This is a genomic window from Mesorhizobium sp. W067 (assembly GCF_054719525.1).
Genome location: NZ_JBTTII010000001.1, coordinates 3,860,244 through 3,881,211 on the forward strand (window position 1 = coordinate 3,860,244; position 20,968 = coordinate 3,881,211).

Consider the following 20,968-nt stretch of genomic DNA (forward strand, 5'->3'; position numbering starts at 1 on the left):
GAACGGATTGCCAGCTAGCCATTGGTTTGAAGCCAGAATGACGAGCCGCTCAGCCGCCGCCGAGAATATCCAGGATTGAGGTTTTCCGCTTCTTGGCCGGGCCGCCGACGCTGCCCGGCGGTACCGGGTGCTTGATCGAGGCCGTGGTGCCGCCGTCGCCCGGCATGTCGAAACCGTCGGCATCGACGGTTTCGGCCGGACGGCGGACCGGTGCTTGTGCGGGTACAGCAGCAGGTGCCGGCGCGGCAGCAGGCTCAGAACGGCTGACGGCCACGGCAGGCAACGGCGCCGCCTGATTGTTATCGACTGACGGAATATCGTCGGGCACGATGGTGTCGGGCGGCGTCGACTTCCAGGTGCCGGGCAGCGGCCGGACCGGCACACCTTCATGCGCGGCCACCATGAACTCGTGCCAGGCCTGTGCCGGCAGCGCGCCACCGGTGACCTTCTTCATCGGCGTGCCGTCATCATTGCCGAACCACACGCCGGTGGTGAGGTTTGCGGTGTAGCCGACGAACCAGGCGTCGCGCGAATTCTGGCTGGTTCCGGTCTTGCCGGCCGACGGCCAGGCGAAGGCCGCCTTCCTGGCCGTGCCGATCTCGACCGTGCCGGTCATCATCGAGTTCATCATGCCGACAATGTTCTGCTTGACGACGCGCGGCGCGCTGCCGCCATTGTCGTCATAGAGCACCTTGCCTTCGGTCGTGGTGATGCGGCGGATGAAATGGATGTCGGGCTTGTAGCCGCCATTGGCGAACGGCACATAGGCCGATGTCAGCTCCAGCGGCGTCACTTCCGAAGTGCCGAGCGCGATCGAGGTGTTGGCGATCAGATCGGATTGGATGCCCATGCGGTGCGCCGCCTCGACCACCGCGTCGGGGCCGACCTCCATGGTCAGCTGCGCCGCGACGGAATTCAGCGACTTCGCCAAAGCGGTCGCCAACGTCACCTTGCCGAAATACTTGCCGCCGTAATTGTCCGGTGTCCACTTGCCGATCTTGATCGGTGCGTCGTTGCGCACGCTGTCGGGCGTGCGGCCGGCTTCCAGCGCGGCCATATAGACGAACGGCTTGAACGCCGAGCCCGGCTGGCGGCGTGCTTCGGAGGCGCGGTCGAACTGGCTGGTCGAATAGTCGTAGCCGCCGACCATGGCGCGCACGGCGCCGGAATTGTCGATCGAGACCAGCGCGCCTTGGCTGACATTGAGCTTCTTGCCGCTCTCGTCGATCAGCCGGCGGATCGACTGTTCGGCGAGCTTCTGCAGGTTGAGGTCGACGGTGGTGTCGACGACGATGTCGCTGCGCACGTCACCAATCAAATCGGGCAATTCTTCCATGATGGTGTCGGCGACATAGTTTTCCGAGCCGGTCCAATAGGATGGCGCGCGCGTTGCCGGCGCGCTCATCGCCGAGGCCAGTTCCTTGGCGCTGATCTTGCCTTCGTCGCGCATGGCGGCCAGCACCAGTTGCGAGCGCTCCTCCGCCGCCTTCGGATCCCGCGCCGGCGACAGTCGCGACGGCGCCTTCAAGAGGCCGGCGAGAAGGGCCGCCTCCGACAGAGTGACATCGCGCGCGCTCTTGCCGAAATAGCGACGCGAGGCCGCCTCGACGCCATAGGCGCCGGAGCCGAAATAAACCCGGTTGAGGTACATTTCGAGGATCTGGTCCTTGGTATGCTTGTGCTCCAGCCAGAGCGACAGCAGCACTTCCTGCACCTTGCGCTCCAGCGTGCGGTCGGGCTTCAGGAACAGGTTCTTGGCCAGCTGCTGGGTCAGCGTCGAGCCGCCCTGCGAGAAACGCCGGCCCAGAACGTTGGTCACCATGGCGCGCGATAGGCCGATCGGGTCGATGCCGAAATGCGAATAAAAGCGGCGATCCTCGATGGCGATGACGGCTTCCGGAATGTAGGGCGACATTTCGTGCAGGCCGACCGCCTCCCCGCCGCTCATGCCGCGGTTGGCAAGCAGTTGCCCGTCGACCGAGACGATCTTGATGTTGGGCGCGCGGTCGGGGATCGACCAGGTGGTGGCCGCCGGCATCTTGGCGCCGTAATAGACGACAATGCCGGCCACGGCGATGCCGCCCCAGATGCAGAGCACGAAGCACCAGTAGAACATCCGCGCCATCACGCCGAACAGCCCGCGCCGGGGTTTGCCGCGCTTGCCGCGTGACGATGATTTTGCCTTGGAGGTTTTGCGCGCCGAAGATGATTTGCGATTGGCCGGCACGACCCGATCCTCCTCGTTCACCGAAAAACCGGCCGCGGATTTCGCCTTTGGCGATCCCTCGAAGCTGGGTTCGATGCGACTGTCTCTGCGGTTCGCCATGCGTTGCGCTGTCTTCCCGGTGTCAATGGCGCTCGGGTTGGAGGGTAGATGCGGCGGTTTAAGGGCGCGTTAAAGCAGGGTTTATGCACCCTTCTGAAATTCCTCAAGAATTTCTAAAATCCGCTGCCGCTGGCTAACAGGCGTCGGCAACGCGGTACTTTGGCGGGTGCCCGAGATCACTGTTCAAACAGTTTGACGGATCTTGTCTCGCAACGCGGCGGCGACAAAGGCCGATCGGGTGACCCCCAACCGATTGGCTGTTTCGTCAGCCTCGGCGAGCAAACCGGCATCCAACGAGATATTGGCCCGGGCCGGACGGCCGGCATCTCGGATCAAGGGCACGGACATCAAGATAGCGCCAGCGGCGAGCGCTGCTCGAACCTCAGCATCTTCTAAAAGCGCCTCGACTTTGCGAGGAGTGGGGATTTTACGGCCGTCCGCGATTTCTTCAGCCACCCATTCGGCCAACGCAGCCATAGCGTCTTTTATAGCCTCGTCCCGGCTTTCCGACTGCGCGACGCAGCCAGGAGCATCGGGAAACGAGACGCCGACAAAGCCGTCGGCAGCATCCACGAGTGCGACATAGCGAGACATATCAAAGAACTTTCCTTATTCCGATTTTGCAAGCCGTTAGGCCCAACCTGCCGCCTGGGCGATAGACCGAGCTACCAACGGCGTCAGAGTCCTGTGGCGAGGAACCATGATCGTCGGCATTCCGTCCTTTTTGTACTTGTCATGCTTCGTGCCGCCGACGTTCTTCCAGCCTTCCCTCTCGAGCCGGCCCTTGACTTTGGCGGTGTTGGTTTCGTTCATTTCTCGGCTCAACTATGTGCAAATCTTTGCACATAGTGGAAACGGAAGTCAATCTCGTGTGCAAATATTTGCACAAGGCAACTCCCAAATCGCCATAAAATGCTTGGGCGACAAATCAGCGCCGTCTGCAGGCCGACATCATCAATTCTGCTGGATCGAAATGCCCTTGTCGTCGATCTTCAGTTCGACGCCCTTGGGCTTGGTCTGTTCGTGATAGACATATGCACCGAGCGCGATGACCACGACAACGAGCGCGCCGACAAGGAGATAGAGAGTGTTCTGTTTCACGGCGCGCTCCTTTGGCAGCAATTCCAGGAAAGCACAGGCTTTCTTCTGAGGAATTGCGTTGAATGAAACTTAGAGCGTCAAGCTCGCTTCAGAACCTTGACCAGCACCAGCAGGATGACGGCGCCGATCGTGGCGTTGATGATGGCAGCCAGAATGCCGCCGCCGATAGAGAAACCGAGCCTTGGAAATAGCCAGCCGGCGATCAGGGCGCCGATAATGCCGACGATGATGTTGCCGATGAGGCCGAAGCCGAAGCCCGAGACGATGAGGCCGGCGAGCCAGCCGGCAATGGCGCCGATTATGATGAAGATGAGAAGGCTTTCGATGCCCATGACGCGTTCCTCCAGGAAGAGAGGCTACGGAGCGGAAGGCCCCGAATCGGCCTCGATATCAACGACTTCAGGCTATGCGAAAGCAGTTGCACCCGCCAGCGGCGCTCATTGATCGTCGTCATCGTCGCTGGAGACTGGCCGCCAGCTGGTCGGGTCGACCTTTTTCTGGGTATCGCTGTCGGTGTAGACCCACCAGGCGCCGTCGCGATATTGCCCGACGGATTCGCTGACGACGCCGGCGCCGTCCTTCCACAGAACAGTGACCTTGGATCCATCCGTCGGGGCGGTCGCTATCGGTTTGCGGTCTGCCACGTCATCCCCCTCATTGAGTCGACAGAACGCCACGACGCGTGTCTGGTTGCAAGGCTGCCGGAAGCGTTATCCGAAGGCCATCAGCTGTGGGCAAAAATATCCTCTTCGTCCCAACCCATCAAATCGAGCTTGGCACGCGTCGGCAGGAAGCGGAAGCAGGCGTCGGCTTCCTTGGTGCGCCCGTCCCGCGCCAGGCGTCCAGCCAGCACCTCGCGCAGACGGTGCAGATAGAGAACGTCGGAAGCGGCATATTCGAGCTGTTCGGGCGACAGGGTCTCGGCCGCCCAGTCCGACGATTGCTGCGCCTTCGACAGGCCGACGCCAAGCAGTTCGAAGCAGATGTCCTTCAAGCCGTGCCGGTCGGTATAGGTGCGGGTCAGCCGCGAGGCGATCTTGGTGCAGAACACCGGCTCCGGCATGACGCCGAAGGCGTTGTAGAGCACGGCGAGGTCGAAACGGCCGTAGTGGAACAGTTTCGATATGCCGCGGTTGCGGAGCAGGCTGACGAGGTTCGGCGCTTTCTTCTGGCCGGGCGCGATCTGGATCACGTCGGCCGAGCCATTGCCGGGCGAGATCTGCACCACGCACAGCCGGTCGCGGTGCGGGTTCAACCCCAGCGTCTCGGTATCGATGGCCACCGCGTCGACATTGTAGTGGGCGAGGTCGGGCAGATCGTTCTTGTGGAAGCGGATGTCGGGCATGGTTTTCTCCGGATCGCGGCGTAACTCGTCCTCGCCGCGATCCGCTGAAAAATCAACAAGAAAACTTCCCAGCCTCCTCAGCGCGTCAGCGCATCGAGAATGCGCGCCCAGGAGCGCTGGCCCTTGTGGAAGGAGGTCAGCTCGTATTTCTCGTTGGGCGAGTGGATGCGGTCGTCGTCGAGGCCGAACCCGACCAGCAGCGATTCCATGCCGAGATAGGTCTGGAAGTCGCCGACCACCGGTATCGAGCCGCCGCTGCCCGTCGTCACCGCTGGCTTCGGCCATTCATCCGACAGCGCAGTCTTGGCCTTGGCCAGGAATGGCGAGTCGTAGGAAAGCTGAATTGCCGGCCCGCCGCCATGCGGGTGGAATTCGACCGAACAGTCCCCGGGAATGCGCGCCTTGACGAATTTCCGGAAAGCCGCGCGGATCTTCTCGGGGTCCTGCTTGTGGACGAGGCGGAAGGAGATTTTGGACGACGCTTCCGCCGCGATCACCGTCTTGAACCCCTTGCCGGTATAGCCGCCGATGATGCCGTTGAACTCGGCCGTCGGCCGCGCCCAGGTCAGTTCCATCACCGAGCGGCCTTTTTCGCCCGACGGGATCGACAGGCCGATCGGTCCGAGGAAGATCTCGGCTGTCTCGCCCAATGTCTCCCAGGATTTCAGGATCTGCGACGGCGTCTCCTCGACCCCGTCATAGAAGCCGGGAATGGTGATGTGGCCGTTCTCGTCATGGATGTCGGCGAGGATTTTCGCCAGGATGCGGATCGGGTTGGCGGCGGCGCCGCCATAGAGGCCCGAATGCAGGTCGCGATCGGCGGCCTTGACGGTGACCTCCTCGCCGACCATTCCGCGCAGCGAAACGCAGATCGACGGCGTCTCGCGGTCCCACATGCCGGTGTCGCAGACCAGCGCGAAATCGGCCTTCAGCTCATCGGCATTGGCCTCGAGGAACGGCTTCAGCGACGGCGAACCGGACTCCTCCTCGCCCTCGAACAGGATGGTGATGCGGCAGGGCAGATTGCCATGCACCTGCTTCCAGGCGCGGCAGGCCTCGACGAAGGTCATCAGCTGCCCCTTGTCGTCGGCCGAGCCGCGGCCGGTGATTACCTTGTGACCGGGCTCGATCTCATTGACCGCCGGCGCAAACGGGTCGTTCTCCCAAAGCTCGATCGGATCGACCGGCTGCACGTCGTAATGGCCGTAAAACAGCACATGCGGCGAACCGGCGGGGCCTTCATGGTGCGCAACCACCATCGGGTGTCCCGGCGTGTCGCGCACCGAAGCGTCGAAGCCGATCAGCTTGAGGTCCGCCACCAGCCATTCGGCGGCCTTGCGGCAGTCGGCGGCATAGTCTGAATCAGTGGAGATCGACTTGATGCGGAGCAGGCCGAACAGGCGCTCCAGGCTCTGGTCGAGATTTTTGTCGAGACGGTCGAGGACGGAGGAAATGGTGGACATTACTGCGGGCCTTTCTTTTCGGTGCCGGGACCGTAAAGGCAGCGCATCAAAACGAAAAGCCCGCGATCGTTGGACCACGGACCGTAAACACCTGTCAGAAGGCAAAAAAGAACCGCCGTGGTGGAGGGGAACCACGGCGGTCTTTTACTCGAAACGATGCGGCAGCCCGGAGAGGGGGGATAGGCTGCCGCAATTGTCCGGGATAGGCGGGGGACGGGCCTTGCTCCGGACTCGGCGAAAACTGCCGATAACCTTTATTTGTGTCTCGGATCGTGGCGTTTCAAGGGCACAAAAATTACACTTTTGTAACATAGCCGTGAGCGCCGAGGCAAACAGCAGCAGGACCTATCGGCAGGCAGGCTCTGTCAGCATGTCGCCGCAACACCTGTTGGAAGCCCGCCTTTGCCATGGACCGCGCCGTCCTGCCGCGCTATCCCTGCCGGCATGAAAAAAGGCGACCATCTCTTCCTTATCGACGGCTCCGGCTACATCTTTCGCGCCTATCATGCGCTGCCGCCGCTGACCCGCAAATCCGATGGGCTGCCGGTCGGCGCGGTCTCCGGCTTCTGCAACATGTTGTGGAAGCTGATGCAGGACGCCCGCAACACCGATGTAGGCATCGTGCCGACGCATTTAGCGGTCATTTTCGATTATTCGTCGAAAACCTTCCGCAATGATCTTTACCCGGAATACAAGGCCAACCGCAACGCACCGCCCGAAGACCTGATCCCGCAATTCGGTCTGATCCGCCAGGCAACCGTGGCCTTCAACCTGCCTTGCATCGAGATCGAAGGCTACGAGGCCGACGACCTCATCGCCACTTATGCCAGGCTGGCGTGCGAGGCCGGCGGCGACACCACTATCATCTCCTCTGACAAGGATCTGATGCAGCTGGTCGGACCCACGGTCGGCATGTACGACCCGATGAAGGACCGCCAGATCGGCATCCCCGAAGTCATCGAGAAATGGGGCGTGCCGCCGGAAAAGATGATAGACCTGCAGGCGCTGACCGGCGACTCCGTCGACAATGTGCCGGGCGTACCCGGCATCGGGCCGAAAACGGCGGCGCAGCTTCTGGAACAGTTCGGCGACCTTGACGGGCTGCTCGCCCGGGCCAGCGAGATCAAGCAGGACAAGAGGCGCGAATCCATCATCGCCAATGCCGACAAGGCGCGCATATCGCGCCAGCTGGTGACGCTGAAGAACGACGTGCCGGTGACAGACGGGCTCGACGATTTCGTGCTGCATGCGCCGGATGGGCCGAAGCTGATCGGCTTTCTCAAAACCATGGAATTCACCTCGCTGACCCGGCGCGTTGCTGAAGCGACCAGCACCGAAGCCGGCGATGTGCAGGCTGTCGCCGTCACCGTCGAGCGCGCCGACACCGCGCACGGCCCCGATGTCGGTTCCGGCATAGCGGCGCCTGCGGCAACACAGGATGAAGCCAAAACCGAAACCGCCAGGGCCGGCGACGCCCCTTCGCTGCTTGCCGCACTTCGCCTGGAAACGGCCGCTGCGGCCAAAATCGATCCCGCCGCCTATGTCGCCATCCGCGACACGGCGACGCTCAAGACCTGGCTGGCCCAAGCCAAGGAGACCGGAACCGTCGCCTTCGACACCGAAACCACGTCTTCCGATCCGATGCTGGCCGACCTCATCGGTTTCTCCCTCGCGATCGGCCCCGGCCGCGCCGCCTATGTGCCGCTCGCCCACAAGAGCGGCGCCGGCGACCTGCTCGGCGGCGGCACGCTGGAGAACCAGATTCCGGTCCGCGAGGCGCTGGCGCTGCTGAAGCCGTTGCTGGAAGACAAATCGGTGCTCAAAATCGCCCAGGACGCCAAATACGACATCGTCGTCATGAGCCGCCACGGCATCGATATCGCACCCTTCGACGACACGATGTTGATTTCCTATGTGCTCGACGCCGGCACCGGCCACCACACTTTGTCCTCGCTTGCCGACAAATGGCTCGGCCATGCCACGACGCCGCTCAAGGATCTCGCCGGTTCCGGCAGAAGCTCGGTCGGGTTCGAGCAGGTCGACATCGACCGGGCGACCGCCTACGCCGCCGGCCATGCCGACGTAGCGTTGCGGCTATGGCAGGTGCTGAAGCCGCGACTTGCCGCCAAGGGCCTGGTTTCGGTCTATGAGCGGCTGGAACGGCCGCTGGTGCCGGTGCTGGCGCGGATGGAACAGCGCGGCATCTCAGTCGACCGCCAGATCCTGTCGCGGCTCTCCGGCGAGCTGGCGCAAGGCGCCGCACGGTTGGAAGAGGAAATCTACGGCCTTGTCGGCGAGCGCATCAACATCGGGTCGCCAAAGCAACTCGGCGACATCCTGTTCGGCCGCATGGGCCTGCCCGGCGGCTCCAAGACCAAGACCGGGCAATGGTCGACCTCCGCGCAGCTTCTGGAAGACCTCGCCGCCGAAGGCCACGAACTGCCGCGCAAGATCGTCGACTGGCGTCAGCTGACCAAGCTGAAATCGACCTACACCGACGCGCTGCCCGGCTTCATCCATCCCGACACCAGGCGCGTGCACACATCGTATGCGCTGGCCGCAACGACGACGGGCCGGCTGTCCTCCTCCGATCCCAATCTGCAGAACATCCCGGTGCGCACCGCGGAGGGACGCAAGATCAGGACGGCCTTCATCGCCGACAAGGGCCAGAAACTGGTCTCGGCCGACTACAGCCAGATCGAACTGCGCGTGCTTGCCCACGTCGCCGAGATCCCGCAGTTGAAGCAGGCCTTCGCCGATGGCGCCGACATCCACGCCATCACCGCCTCGGAAATGTTCAACGTGCCGGTCGAAGGCATGCCTTCCGAAGTGCGCCGCCGCGCCAAGGCAATCAATTTCGGCATCATCTACGGCATCTCGGCCTTTGGGCTGGCCAACCAGCTGTCGATCCCGCGCGAGGAGGCCGGCGCCTACATCAAGAAATACTTCGAGCGTTTCCCCGGCATCCGCGACTATATCGAGGCAACAAAAGCCTATGCCCGCGAGCATGGCTTCGTCGAAACCATCTTCGGCCGCCGCATCCACTATCCTGAGATCCGGTCGTCAAACCCGTCGATCCGTGCCTTCAACGAGCGCGCCTCGATCAACGCCAGGCTGCAAGGCACCGCTGCCGATATCATCCGCCGCGCCATGGTGCATATGGACGAGGCGCTGGAAAAGGCCGGCCTGTCCGCCCGCATGCTCTTGCAGGTGCATGACGAATTGATCTTCGAGACGGTTGAAGCGGAAGTCGAGGCGACGATCCCCGTGGTGCGCAGGGTGATGGAGAACGCGCCGATGCCGGCCATCTCGATGTCGGTGCCGCTGCATGTCGATGCCCGCGCAGCGAACAACTGGGACGAGGCGCATTGAAGGTGCGATGATTGTCTTTGTCACCGGAGACCTGCTGGCCGCCCAGGAAAGCTATATCGCTCAAGGCGTGGCAGAGGGCAATCAAGAGGGCCTTGGCACCGGACTTGCGCTGAAGATTTCGAAAAAGTGGCCGAATGTGCAGGCTGCCTTCAAGAAATATGCTCGGACCGGCAGGTTTATTGGCGGTCATATCTGGACATTGGAGCCAGACGGCAATCAGCCGGGCTTCATTTATCTGGCAACCCAGCCAGATATGTATCACGCCACGCTTCCCTATTTACGGAAAGCAGTTCGCGGGCTTGTGAAATGGGCCGACAAAAACCGGGTAGAATCCATCGCCTTGCCAAAAATCGGGTCTGGCCTTGGCAAATTATCTTGGCTCGACGAGGTGAAACCCCTGCTTATGGAGCAGCTAACACCTGGGCCTACGCGGTACGTCGTCTATGAGACATTCTTGAACGAATTCGAGAATAGCGCACCGCCTCGGCTCAAGTAGGAAGCAAGCTAAGCCGCCTCAGCCAGGCACTTGGCACACGTCCCTCGAAACTCGATCACCGCCTTCTTGGCGGCAAACCCGGTCGAGCGCACCCATTCGTCCAGCCGATGGTCGACGTCATGGTCGGACATCTCCATCACCTGCCCGCATGTGTCGCAGATAGCGAAGGCTGTCATCGAATGCGTATGGTCGTGCGGTTCGGCGCAGGCGACGAAGGAGTTGAGGCTTTCCAACCGGTGCACGAAGCCTGACTTCACCAGGCTGTCGAGCGCCCGGTAAACCTGTAGCGGCGCGCGGAAACCGCGCTCGCGCAGCTGGTCGAGAAGCGTATAGGCGCTGAGCGGTCCGCTGGCGGCCTCGAGCTTTTCGAGCACGCTCAGCTGATTCTTCGTCAGCACATCCCTTGCCGCCATGATCCCGTTTTCCGATCGTTTAGAGCATGATGCCGAAAAGTGTGGAGCGGTTCTCGGACGACATCATGTTCTACCTGTTTGATCCAGCGCCGCTCGCAAATCATTTCTGCCATGCGACGGTCTCAATTCCCTTGAGATAGCGATGAAGCAGGCTTTTTGCCACTGTTTCCGTTATCGCCATCGACACCATGACCACCACCGCCGATTGACGGCACCGACCACATTCAAAATACTGACAAAATTCGCGACGAAAGGTGCCGCACTTGCAAATTCGATCGGGCTTGGGGAAGCAATTATGATCAAACTGACACGACGGACGCTGCTCGTCGGCACGTCGGCGCTTGTGGTTGCCGGTACGGTTTCGTTCCGTGCCCTCGCCGCCTCGCGCACCTATCACGCGCTGCTGGTTGCCTGCACCGACTATCCGAACCTGCCGCAGAAGAACTGGCTGATCGGGCCGAAGAACGATGCCGGCCTGGTGCACGACTATCTCCTGAAGAACACGCCCGATCCGGTGAAGTTCTCGGCCGAGAACGTGATCCTGCTCGCCAAGGACGTCGAAGGCGCCAACGGCCCGCCGACGCATGCGGCGATCAAGGCCGCTCTTGCCGACCTCGCCGGCAAGGTGCAACGCGACGATTTCGTCTATCTGCATCTGTCGGGCCACGGCGCCCAGCAGCCGCAAGCCAAGGCCGGTGACGAGACCGACGGCCTCGACGAGATTTTCCTGCCGTCCGATATCGACAAATGGATCAACCGCGAAGAGGGCGTGCCGAACGCGCTGGTCGACAACGAGGTCGGCGCCGCACTCGACGCCATCCGCGACAAAGGCGCCTTTGTCTGGGTGGTGTTCGACTGCTGCCATTCCGGCACCGCGACGCGCGCCGCGGAAGTCGATGACGAACTGGAGCGCAAGGTCGAGTTCGCCGACCTCGTCGGCGGCGACGACGCGGCGAGAGCAGCCGCGGTGAAGGCCTATGACGACATCTCGGCAAGCGCATCGCGCGGTTTCGACGAGAATGGCGGCCGCAAGCCGGCCTTCAACCTGACGCCGACCGGCGCAGAGCCGATCGCCAGGGGCAAGCTGGTCGCCTTCTATGCCGCGCAAACGGTCGAGACGACGCCGGAAATGCCGCTGCCCAAGGGCACGCCCGACGCGCCGCGCTTCGGCCTGTTCACCTTCACGATCCTGTCGAAATTGGCCGAGAACCCCAACGTCACCTATCGCCAGCTCGGCCAGGCCGTGCTGCAGCAATATTCGGCCGACGGCCGCACAAGGCCGACGCCCCTGTTCGAGGGCGAACTGGACGCCCGCGTGTTCGGCACCGACAAGACCGACGCCGTCATGCAATGGCCGATTGCCGTCAAGGACGGCGATGCCGCGATCGGCGCCGGGCTGCTGCAGGGTCTGACCCCCGGCAGCAAGCTCGCCATTTTGCCTTCGGCGCTGTCGAAGCTCTCCGACGCCGTCGGCTATCTCGAAGTGAAATCGGCAAAAAACCTCGAAAGCCAGCTCGCACCCGTCGAATTCGACGGCAAGCCGGCGCTTGCGCCGACGGCGGTGCCCGCCGGCGCCTATGCGCGCGTTGCCGAACTCGCAGTCGACTACAAGCTGCTGGTGGCAAAGCCGGCGCCGACCGCAGGGCTCGAAAAAGAAACCGAGCTGGTCAATTCGGTTCTGGACGAATTGGTGGCGAAGCCGAAGTCCGGCTTTCACATCGCGCTGGTCGAGCCCGGCAAGAGCGCCGATCTGCGGCTTGCGGTGCTGCGCGAAAAATCCATGGACGGCGCTGCCGCCAACGCCAGCGACGAACCGGCGCTGTGGTTCCTGCCGGCGTCCGGCGACATCAGCTTGAAGGACGGCAGCAAGCCGCCGCGCATCGTCATCCATCAGGATGGCCGCGACAAGCTTGCGGAAAACACAGCCAAGAACCTGACCACGATCTTCCGCGCCACCGGCCTGTCGCGGCTCGCCGCGGCGTCCGACTACCGGCCGGACGAGGTCAGCGTCCAGTTCCTGATCAAGCGCCAGGACAGCGATGTGCTGGAGCCGATCGAATCCTCGACGGTGCCGCGCGTTTCGCCGGGCGATCAGGTACACATTGCGGCCAAGAACGAGTCCGACGAGTTCGTCGACATCAACGTGCTCTACATCGGCAGCGACTATTCGATCACCCATATCGTCGCCGAGCGGCTGGCGCCGATCAACGAGCAGGCCGATCAGGGCCTGAAGGAAGGGCTGCTCGCCTTCACCGACACCAGCTTCGGCATGGAGCGCATGATTGCCGTGCTGACCGAGGCGCCGCCGCAGAGCGAGAAAGAGGATCTGAGCTTTCTTGCCCAGGAAGGCGTGCGCGCCGTGACGCGTGCCGCATCGGGAACGCCTGGTTTTTCCGACATGCTGGCCGACATCGGCATGGCGCCGGCGACGCGCTCGGTGATGCGGCTTGCCGACAAGAGCGGTCCCAAAGGCGCGGTGATGATCTTCCCGATGGAGACGGTGCCCCGCGCCTGACCTGACATCGCTTCGCCGGCTCTTGCCGGCGTGATATAGGAACATTCCCGGCTCGCGACACTTCTATGCGCCGCGGCTGGATGCAACAGATGAGGACATCAGTGACTATCCCCGTGCTCTCCTGGCGTGCAGCGACGGTCGGCCTTGCCGGCAGCCTGTTGCTGGTTGCCAGCGCCTCGGCGGACGAGAATTGCGGCCTGTGCGCCAAGCAGATCGTCACCAATTCCGAGCTCGCCACCTGCTTTCTCGACCAGTACGACCAGATCGCCAAGACCGGCAACACGGCCGTTGTCGTCGATCTCTCCAGCTGCGCCTCGCGCGGCGTGGTCGAGCCCTTGCCGTCACCCAGCAAGGCGGCTGCCGAACCGGACGTGCAGTTCATGATTTCGCGCACGCAGCTCGATTGCCTGAAAAAGAAGCTAGAGACACCCGGCATCGTGCTCGATCCCACCGCCATCATCCAACTGGACAGCTGCGGATGAAAAAGCCGGGGGGCACTGCAACGCAGAAATCGCCGGTCACATCGGCGCCTCCGCCGGCCAAGAAGCCGGCGACCTTGCCCGAAACCACCGAAGGCTTTCCGTGGCCGAGCAGTCACGAGATCAAGAAGGAAGCCAACCCGTTCACCGACCGCGACTGGCGCATGCTGATCTATGCCTGGTCGGGTCTCGCCGTGCGCCTGGCGATCGTCTTCACCCTGGCCTTCTCGGTCTTCCAGTTTCTCGCAAACCAGGAACAGAAGCGCGTCGAGCAGACGATGTCGCTGGTCGAGCTTTGGGAAAGCAAGGATTTTCAGCAGGCGCAGCGCGCGCTCAAGGAGCGCCTGTCGTCGCTCAACGCCAAATACGACAATCTGCTCAGCGCCACGCCGTCGCCGACCGAGGAACAGGTCTTCCGGCAACGCATTGGCATCGAGGCGATGACTGCCGGCGGCGGCACCATGCCGATCGCCGATTTCAACGACAATTTTGATCGCATCGTCTATTTCCTCAATCGTCTCTCCATCTGCGTTGAGGGCAAGCTCTGTTCGCGCGATGTCGCCGATGCCTATTTCCGCGACTATGCGGTGTCGTTCTGGAGCTATTTTGCCGGCTACATCGAAAAAGAACGCAAGGCCGGTTCCGCCAATTATGCCCAGGCGATCGAGAATTATGTGCGTCACGGGTCGCCGCCGTCCGCCGACTCCAAATAGCGGCGCAACAAGGTGCCGGTCAGCTCCCATGCCCTGCGTGCTTTCCGGTGGCTGGTCATGCTCGGTCTTCTGGCGCTGGCGTCGGTCGCCCGTGCCGAGGACCTCGATTTCCATCTCGATCTCAACACCGGCGGCCACAGCGCCAGGGTCACCGACCTTGCCTTCACGCCGGACGGCGAGGAACTGGTCTCCGCATCTGACGACAAGACCATCCGCATCTGGGACTGGCAGAGCGGGGTGACGCTCCGCACCATCCGCGGCTATCTTGGCAATGGCAATGACGGCAAGGTCTTTGCGATTGCCGTGTCGCCGGATGGCGAGACGATCGCCGCCGGCGGTTATTTCGGCGCCGGCATCGGCGACGAGCCCCCTTATGGCGATGTCAGGCTGTTCGATTTCACCACCGGCAAGATCAAAACCGTGCTCAAGGCCGCTGACTATGCCATCTATGATGTCGCCTTTTCACCCGACGGAAACACGCTCGCCGCCGGCGGTGGCGATGGTTTCGTCTACCTCTGGCGGGCGGACGACAAATCCGCGTCGGGCTGGACGCTGGCGGAAAAACTCGATGCCGATTCCTGGCGTGTGGAAAAGCTCGCCTTCGCCGCTGCGGGAACCCGGCTGGCGGCAGCGACCACCGACAATGGCATAAGGCTCTGGGATGTGGCCAAGGCTGAGGAAATCGCCTTGCCGGCCGAGGCCGAACCGCTGCGGGATGTCGGCGTCGCCGCACTCGCCGTGTCATTGGATGGCAGCCTGTTTGCCACTGGCAGCAAGGACGGTGACGTCCAGCTCTGGCGGGCCAGCGACGGCAAATTCGTCCGCGCCATGCCGAAGCAGGATTTCCAGATCGGCGCTCTGAGCTTCGCGACGGGTTCGGGGCTTGTGGCGTCATGCAGCTATCGCTGCGCCGACAAGCATCGCTCGGTGGTCTGGAATACCGACAGCGGCGAGCAACTGCTCGACTATAACGGCCATGACGGCACGGTCTTTGCTGGCGCCGGCAATGCCGACGGCTCGCTGGTGGCGACAGCCGGCGGCACCCGCAACGCCATCCAGGTCTGGAACCCCATGACCGGCGAGCGCAATGCGCTGCTGCAAGGGGTCGGCGAACCGGTGACGGCGATCGGGATCGATGCGGCGAGCAGCTCCATCGCTTGGGGCAACACCAACCCCTGCCCTGAACGCGTGTCCTGTCCCGAGCTGCAGGGCACGCTGGACAAGGTGCTGGCGCTACCGACGGCCGAGCGGTTCTTCGAGGACCCGGTGGCGTTTGCGGAACAGGGCGCCTATGCCCGCGCGGCACTCGCAGAGGGTGAGTGGTCGCTCCGTGCTGCCCCCGGCGGCAAGGACGGCCTGGAGAATGCCGTGCTCGAAATCGCGAGCGGCGGAAAGGTGATGCACAGCATCGAGAATTCCGCCACCAATGGCTTCGTCCATTCGGCTTACACGCTGATCGGCAATGGGCTTGGCCTGATCACCAGCGGCAGCGACGGCACGCTGTTGGAATACAAAACCGCGACCGCCGAGGTATCGGGTGAATTCACCGGCCACACCGGCGAGATCAACGCCATGGTTGCCGCCGAGAAGGAAGGGCTGTTGGTCACCGGCAGCGCTGACCAGACCGTGCGGCTGTGGAATTTGAAGACACACAAACTGATCGTGTCGATGTTCTTCGCCGGCTCCGAATGGATCGCCTGGATGCCGCAGGGCTACTATTATTCCTCCGCCGATGGCGACAAGTTGATCGGCTGGCACGTCAATCAGGGCCGCGACCACGAAGGGCGTTTCATCAGCGCCGGCCAGCTGAAGAAATATCTCTGGAGCCCGGAAATGGTGCGCCGGGCCATCATCCTGCGCAGCGCCGAACAGGCGGTCCAGGAAATGCGCCCCGGCGTCGACCGCCAGCTGGAAAAGCTGCTCGAGCGCAAACCGCCGGAATTCGGCATCAAGCTTGCCGCCGACCAGAGCAACGTCCGCGAGGGCTATGTCGCCGTCGAGATTTCGGGCGCGCAGGAAGCCGGCGCCGATGTCGCCGGATTTTCGATCCTGTCGAACAGCCGCAATGTCGGCAATGTCACGGCGCGCTCGGCCGATGGCGGCAAGAGCACCATCGTCGAAGTGCCGGTCGAGAATGGCGAAAATACCATTCGCATCACCGGCACCAACGAGTTCGGCTATCTGACCGAGCGCAGTGTCACAGCACTTGGCAGGAAAACCGAAAAGCCCGCCAACAAGGGCAAGCTCTACGTCGCCGTGATCGGCGTCGACAAATATCCTTTCCTCACCGATGCATGCGCCGGCCACGCCTGCGATCTGCGCTATCCCGTCGATGACGCCACCGAATTCCTCAAGGTGATCTCGCAGAAATCCGCGCCCTTGTTTTCGGCGATGGAGACGCTGGTTCTGGTCAACCGCGAAGCGCTGGATGAGGCGCCCGATTCCGGCAAGGACGTGTTCAAGGTCGCCAGCGCCGACACCATCCTGGAACCGGATTCCGACACCATCGACGACCAGCTCGCCGACTTCCTCGACAAACCCGGCGAGAACGACACCACCATCATTTTCGTCGCCGGTCACGGCATCAACATCGACGAAGACTATTATTTCATCCCCACGGACGGCCGCAAACAGGATCCCGACCGCTGGAAGCGCTCCTCGCTGGTCGACTGGGGCGACATCCAGAAATCGGTTGAGCGGGCCAAGGGCATGCGCTTCATGCTGCTCGACACCTGCCACGCCGCCAACGCCTTCAACCCGCGCCTGGAAAAAGACGCGCAGGACGCACGCATCGTCGTCTTCTCGGCCACCGCTGCCAACAACACCGCCGCCGAACTGCCCGAGCTCGGCCATGGCGTCTTCACCTATTCGATCCTCGAAGGCCTGCGCGGCCGGGCCAAGACCTCCGACGGCGGCGTGACGCTGTTCGGCCTCGCCGACTACATTTCGCGCGAAGTGCTGCGGCTGACCGCGTCCAAGCAGAAGCCGTTCTACTATGTCGGCGGCGTGGAGAACATTGTGCTGGCTGAGCCGTGAGAGGTCGGCACCCAGGCACCCACCTCTGGCCTGCCGGCCATCTCCCCCGCAAGGGGGGAGATCAGTCTCTTCATTGCTGGAGATCTATTTTCAAGGTTGATGATTGGCGAAAGTCGAGGCGACATCCAATCTCCCCCCTTGCGGGGGAGATGTCCGGCAGGACAGCGGGGGGTGCCTGGGCACGGACCAGCATTCTGGTCTTTGCCACCGCCTTGCTTATCCTCTCAGTGCTTCAAGCGTCTGCCGCCCCCATCACCTGCCCGCCCGGCGACACAAACTTCCCGTCCTTCTACTCCGACCCCACACTCTTCACCGACGCCATCGCCGCCGTCGCCAGAATCGAGCCGTCCAACCAACGCCTCACCGGCATCACAGTCCCCCACCACCTGCTCGTCGCAGATCTCGTCGCACTCGGTTTCCACGCCGCGTCCGGCTTCCGCTACAAGCGCATCGTCATCCTGTCGCCGGACCATTTCCACGAGACGCAGAAACTCTTCGCCACGACGCCGCGCGGTTTTGAAACAGTGCTCGGTCCAGTCCAGGCCGACACGGAAGCCGTGCACCTTCTGGAAGCGAACCGCGACATGGTCGAAGACTCCTGCCTGTTCGCCAGGGAGCATGGCGTGCAGGCGATGCTGCCTTTCCTGCATCACTATTTCCCCGAAGCTGAAATCGTGCCGGTGGCGATGTCGGTCAAAGCCAAGCGAGCCGACTGGGACCGGCTGGCGCAGGCGCTGAAAGCGATCGTCGACAAGGACACGCTGATCGTCGAATCCACCGATTTCTCCCACTATCTGCCGCAGCACGAAGCCAGGCGTTTCGACCAGCAGACGCTGAACATGCTCGCCGCCGGGTCGCTCGACGGCATCGCGGCGCTGCGCCAGCCGGATCACGCCGATTCGGTCGGTGCGCTCTATATCCAGACCAGGCTGCAGCGCGAACTGTTCGGTGCTGCGCCGCTGGTCGTCGCCAACGAGAACTCGCAGGCGCATTCAAGCGACTATGTCGAGCGCACCACCAGCTATGTCGTGGCGCTGTTCGGCGCCTTCGGCCCCGGCTTCAACAATCCTGCCCGTCCCGACGACAAGCTCTACTATTTCGCGGGCGACGTGAATTTCGCCCGCGCCATGAAGAAGATCCTGGTCCGCGACGGTGTTGCCGAGAAGATCGTCGAAAGCGTGCTGGCCCTGACCCGCTCGCGGCCGCTGATCGTCAATCTCGAAGGCGTGATCCTGCCCAACGTCCCTGAGGCGATCGACGACATGACGCTGGCCATGCCCGCAGACCTCGCCATCGACATGCTCAAGAAATTGCATGTCGCCGCTGTCAGCCTCGCCAACAATCACGCCTACGACCTCGGCCCGTCAGGCTATGCCGAGACGCTGGCCGCACACGATGCGGCCGGCATCGCCCATTTCGGGCAGGGCGAGACGCTGGCGCTTGCCGATCTCGACCTGGTCGGGCTGACCGACATCGATACCAACGGCTCCAGGAACACCGACCTTCTGACGCCTGCTTTGCTCGACCGGCTGCTGCACGACAATGCCGAGCGGCCGGTGATTGCCTTCGTCCATTGGGGCCGCGAGTACAAGACGGAGCCGTCGCCGCGCGAGGAGATGCTTGCCGACCAGATGCGGCTGCGCGGCGTCACGGCAATCGTCGGCGGTCATCCACATGTATCGAGCGAGGCGATCCTGCCGCTCGGCGGCGGCGATGTTGCGGAGATCTATTCGCTCGGCAATTTCCTGTTCGACCAGAAAGCCGAACGATCGTCCGGGTCGATGCTAGAACTCAGGGTGTTCAGCCAAGGCACGATCTTTGCCCGGCTGATCCCGCTGCCCAATTTTTTCGAGATGGGCTCGAAATGACGCGATTCCCGAAAGGACGTGACAGGACCTCAACAGCCTTGCAGATCTTCCGGCAGATAGCAGACCGCCGGCTTGGTGCTGGTTTCGAACAGCGACTGCTTCGGCCTGAAATAGAAGAACGTGGCCGGCTTGCTCTCGCGTGTGCTGCCATCGGCGAAATGGGCGGCGATGCTGAAGCGATGGATCGACGACATTGACGACCACATTTTCAGCCGTGCCGTGTAGGCGCTGAGATTCTTGTTGCCGCGCACCGGCATGGGGATGCTGTAATCGGTCTTGCCGATCGGAAATTCGATGTTCTGGTAGCGCAGCGCTTCGGGCGACGCGCCGCCGCCATCGCCGCATTCGGCGAGCGATTCTGGGACCTCGATGCTGACCAGCGAGACGATGACGCGAAACGGCTCGCTCTGCTGGTAGACAGCGCCCTGATCGTCCGCCCAGGAATAATCGAGCTTGCCAATCCCGGTCACGCTCATTTTCTCGACGCTGCCGCTGATGTAATCGGCAACGTCGCCGAACTTGACCTTGTTGGCCACCTGGGCGCGGCAGACATCCAGGCTGTCCCTTGACGGGCAGGTGAAGCGCTCGGTCTCGAGCGTGGTTGTGTCGACGCCGGCTTCAGTCAGCACGTCCTTGATCGAGACGTCGACGCCATCGCCGAAAGTGCCGATGTCCTTCGTGAACATGCGGCTCGGCTCGCCGGTCGCGTTGTCCTCCTCGTCGGTCCTGGTGAACTGGATCGACATCTTCATGTCTTTCACGTCGCCCCAGCCATTGTTGACGATCGAGAAGTCGGGGCGGAAGCCGACGCAGCCATAGTGCTCGCTGATCGACAGCATCGGCTTGCGGTAGGCCTCGCTCGCGGCCACCTTCATTTCCAGGCTGTCGATCTTGACCCTCGACCGGTCGGTGGTCTTGAGGTCGACTTCGGCGAAGGCCGGCGCCGTCTCCCAGTCCATGCCTTCATAGACATTGCCGGTACGAATCTCTCCGGTGCCGTTCCAGGCATCGTTGTACTGGTCCGACACCGGATAGATCGCGATGTCTTCGTCGCGCACCAGATGCTGGTACTGCATGTCGGCCTGCTGCGTCATGCGCTGGTCGACGGCAATGCCGATCTCGACCTTGTCGGCGGAACCGCCGCCGGTCTGCGCCTTGAGCAACCCGCCCACTCTGGCATCGGCCAGCACGTCGGGGCGCGCACCGCCGATCTCCTTGCCCATCGCCCATTGCGACCAGTAGACGGTGCCGCCGGACAGCCGGGTGCGGCCCTTGCCGTCCTTCAGCCCATCGGCAAAAGAGCCGACGAATATCTCGCCTGTCTTCGTCTCCAGCCTGCCCTCGCCATTCGGCACACCGGCCCTGAATTGCCCTTCATAGCGATTGCCGTCGGCATCGACATGGATCGCATGGCCGTAGAGCTGGCCGGCGACCCAACGGCCGTCGAGAATCTCGCCTGAACGCAGCTCCAGCCGGCCTTGTCCTTCGGGGCGGCCATTCCTGATCTCGCCGAAATAGCTGGAATAGATCGTCTTGGGGTCATAGCTCGCCGAGCCGCGTACGCGCCAGACCAGCCTGCCCTTGCCGTTGACGGTGCCGTCGGCTGCGACGGTGCGGTCCGGCGACACGCCGGCTGCCGGCTCCCAGGTGAAATCAAGACCCAATTCCGGGTGGGAATCCCAGACCCGTACATTCTTGCGCAGCACCGAACGTGTTTCGCTTTTATAGAGGATTTGCACCCGCTCGGCCCAGGCGCCATCGGGTGTGGCACCGCCTTGATCGGCCATAGCGGAAAAGCATGTCAGTGCGGCCAGCATGGATGCAGCCGCCATCGCTTTGAC

At 62.7% G+C, this 20,968-nt stretch carries 17 protein-coding genes; 7 read left to right on the top strand and 10 right to left on the bottom strand.

What is annotated here, in order from left to right; translation table 11 throughout:
- Positions 1-49: 49 nt before the first annotated feature.
- The 8 genes from ACYG97_RS18815 to ACYG97_RS18850 form a co-directional block, all read right to left on the bottom strand.
- Positions 50-2,326, bottom strand: coding sequence for a transglycosylase domain-containing protein (locus ACYG97_RS18815; RefSeq protein ID WP_023733596.1), 2,277 nt, complete (start codon positions 2,324-2,326; stop codon positions 50-52).
- A gap of 183 nt (positions 2,327-2,509) precedes the next feature.
- On the bottom strand, positions 2,510-2,920 hold the full coding sequence (locus ACYG97_RS18820) for a type II toxin-antitoxin system HicB family antitoxin (protein WP_023733597.1): 411 nt from the start codon (positions 2,918-2,920) through the stop codon (positions 2,510-2,512).
- A 36-nt stretch (positions 2,921-2,956) separates the two neighbouring features.
- The gene (locus ACYG97_RS18825; protein WP_023733598.1) at positions 2,957-3,139 is read right to left on the bottom strand and encodes a hypothetical protein; all 183 of its coding nucleotides are present in this window, start codon (positions 3,137-3,139) and stop codon (positions 2,957-2,959) included.
- 141 nt (positions 3,140-3,280) lie between these two features.
- On the bottom strand, positions 3,281-3,427 hold the full coding sequence (locus tag ACYG97_RS18830; RefSeq protein WP_023686592.1) for a hypothetical protein: 147 nt from the start codon (positions 3,425-3,427) through the stop codon (positions 3,281-3,283).
- A 77-nt stretch (positions 3,428-3,504) separates the two neighbouring features.
- On the bottom strand, positions 3,505-3,759 hold the full coding sequence (locus tag ACYG97_RS18835; RefSeq protein WP_023733599.1) for a GlsB/YeaQ/YmgE family stress response membrane protein: 255 nt from the start codon (positions 3,757-3,759) through the stop codon (positions 3,505-3,507).
- Positions 3,760-3,864: 105 nt separating this feature from the next.
- Complete coding sequence (locus ACYG97_RS18840; RefSeq protein WP_023683046.1) at positions 3,865-4,071, bottom strand: hypothetical protein; 207 nt, start codon at positions 4,069-4,071, stop codon at positions 3,865-3,867.
- Between the two features lie 80 nt (positions 4,072-4,151).
- Complete coding sequence (locus ACYG97_RS18845; RefSeq protein WP_031262143.1) at positions 4,152-4,772, bottom strand: ribonuclease D; 621 nt, start codon at positions 4,770-4,772, stop codon at positions 4,152-4,154.
- Between the two features lie 77 nt (positions 4,773-4,849).
- The gene (locus ACYG97_RS18850; protein ID WP_023733601.1) at positions 4,850-6,235 is read right to left on the bottom strand and encodes a M20/M25/M40 family metallo-hydrolase; all 1,386 of its coding nucleotides are present in this window, start codon (positions 6,233-6,235) and stop codon (positions 4,850-4,852) included.
- 444 nt (positions 6,236-6,679) lie between these two features.
- Here ACYG97_RS18850 and polA point away from each other — a divergent pair, with 444 nt between their 5' ends.
- On the top strand, positions 6,680-9,607 hold the full coding sequence (polA, locus tag ACYG97_RS18855) for a DNA polymerase I (RefSeq protein WP_023733602.1): 2,928 nt from the start codon (positions 6,680-6,682) through the stop codon (positions 9,605-9,607).
- A 7-nt stretch (positions 9,608-9,614) separates the two neighbouring features.
- Complete coding sequence (locus ACYG97_RS18860) at positions 9,615-10,103, top strand: macro domain-containing protein (protein ID WP_023691986.1); 489 nt, start codon at positions 9,615-9,617, stop codon at positions 10,101-10,103.
- A gap of 8 nt (positions 10,104-10,111) precedes the next feature.
- Here the strand turns inward: ACYG97_RS18860 and ACYG97_RS18865 are convergent, their stop codons facing one another.
- Complete coding sequence (locus tag ACYG97_RS18865) at positions 10,112-10,516, bottom strand: Fur family transcriptional regulator (RefSeq protein WP_023669789.1); 405 nt, start codon at positions 10,514-10,516, stop codon at positions 10,112-10,114.
- Between the two features lie 295 nt (positions 10,517-10,811).
- On the opposite strand from ACYG97_RS18865, the gene ACYG97_RS18870 reads away from it, so the two are divergent.
- From ACYG97_RS18870 to amrB, 5 genes are all read left to right on the top strand, one after another.
- Positions 10,812-13,031 (top strand): caspase family protein, encoded by a 2,220-nt coding sequence (locus ACYG97_RS18870; protein ID WP_023733603.1) that lies wholly within the window; start codon positions 10,812-10,814, stop codon positions 13,029-13,031.
- 89 nt (positions 13,032-13,120) lie between these two features.
- On the top strand, positions 13,121-13,513 hold the full coding sequence (locus ACYG97_RS18875) for a hypothetical protein (RefSeq protein WP_027049727.1): 393 nt from the start codon (positions 13,121-13,123) through the stop codon (positions 13,511-13,513).
- A complete protein-coding gene (locus tag ACYG97_RS18880) occupies positions 13,510-14,223 on the top strand; it encodes a DUF4760 domain-containing protein (protein ID WP_023733604.1) in 714 nt (237 codons plus the stop codon). The genes ACYG97_RS18875 and ACYG97_RS18880 overlap by 4 nt, the downstream gene beginning before the upstream one ends.
- A gap of 57 nt (positions 14,224-14,280) precedes the next feature.
- Positions 14,281-17,259: a caspase family protein gene (locus ACYG97_RS18885; protein WP_050590374.1), complete on the top strand. Its 2,979-nt coding sequence runs from the start codon at positions 14,281-14,283 to the stop codon at positions 17,257-17,259.
- A 149-nt stretch (positions 17,260-17,408) separates the two neighbouring features.
- Positions 17,409-19,127, top strand: coding sequence for an AmmeMemoRadiSam system protein B (gene amrB, locus ACYG97_RS18890; protein WP_023733606.1), 1,719 nt, complete (start codon positions 17,409-17,411; stop codon positions 19,125-19,127).
- 29 nt (positions 19,128-19,156) lie between these two features.
- On the opposite strand, the gene ACYG97_RS18895 is transcribed toward amrB, so the two are convergent.
- Positions 19,157-20,959: an MORN repeat-containing protein gene (locus tag ACYG97_RS18895; protein ID WP_245260787.1), complete on the bottom strand. Its 1,803-nt coding sequence runs from the start codon at positions 20,957-20,959 to the stop codon at positions 19,157-19,159.
- Positions 20,960-20,968: the final 9 nt, after the last annotated feature.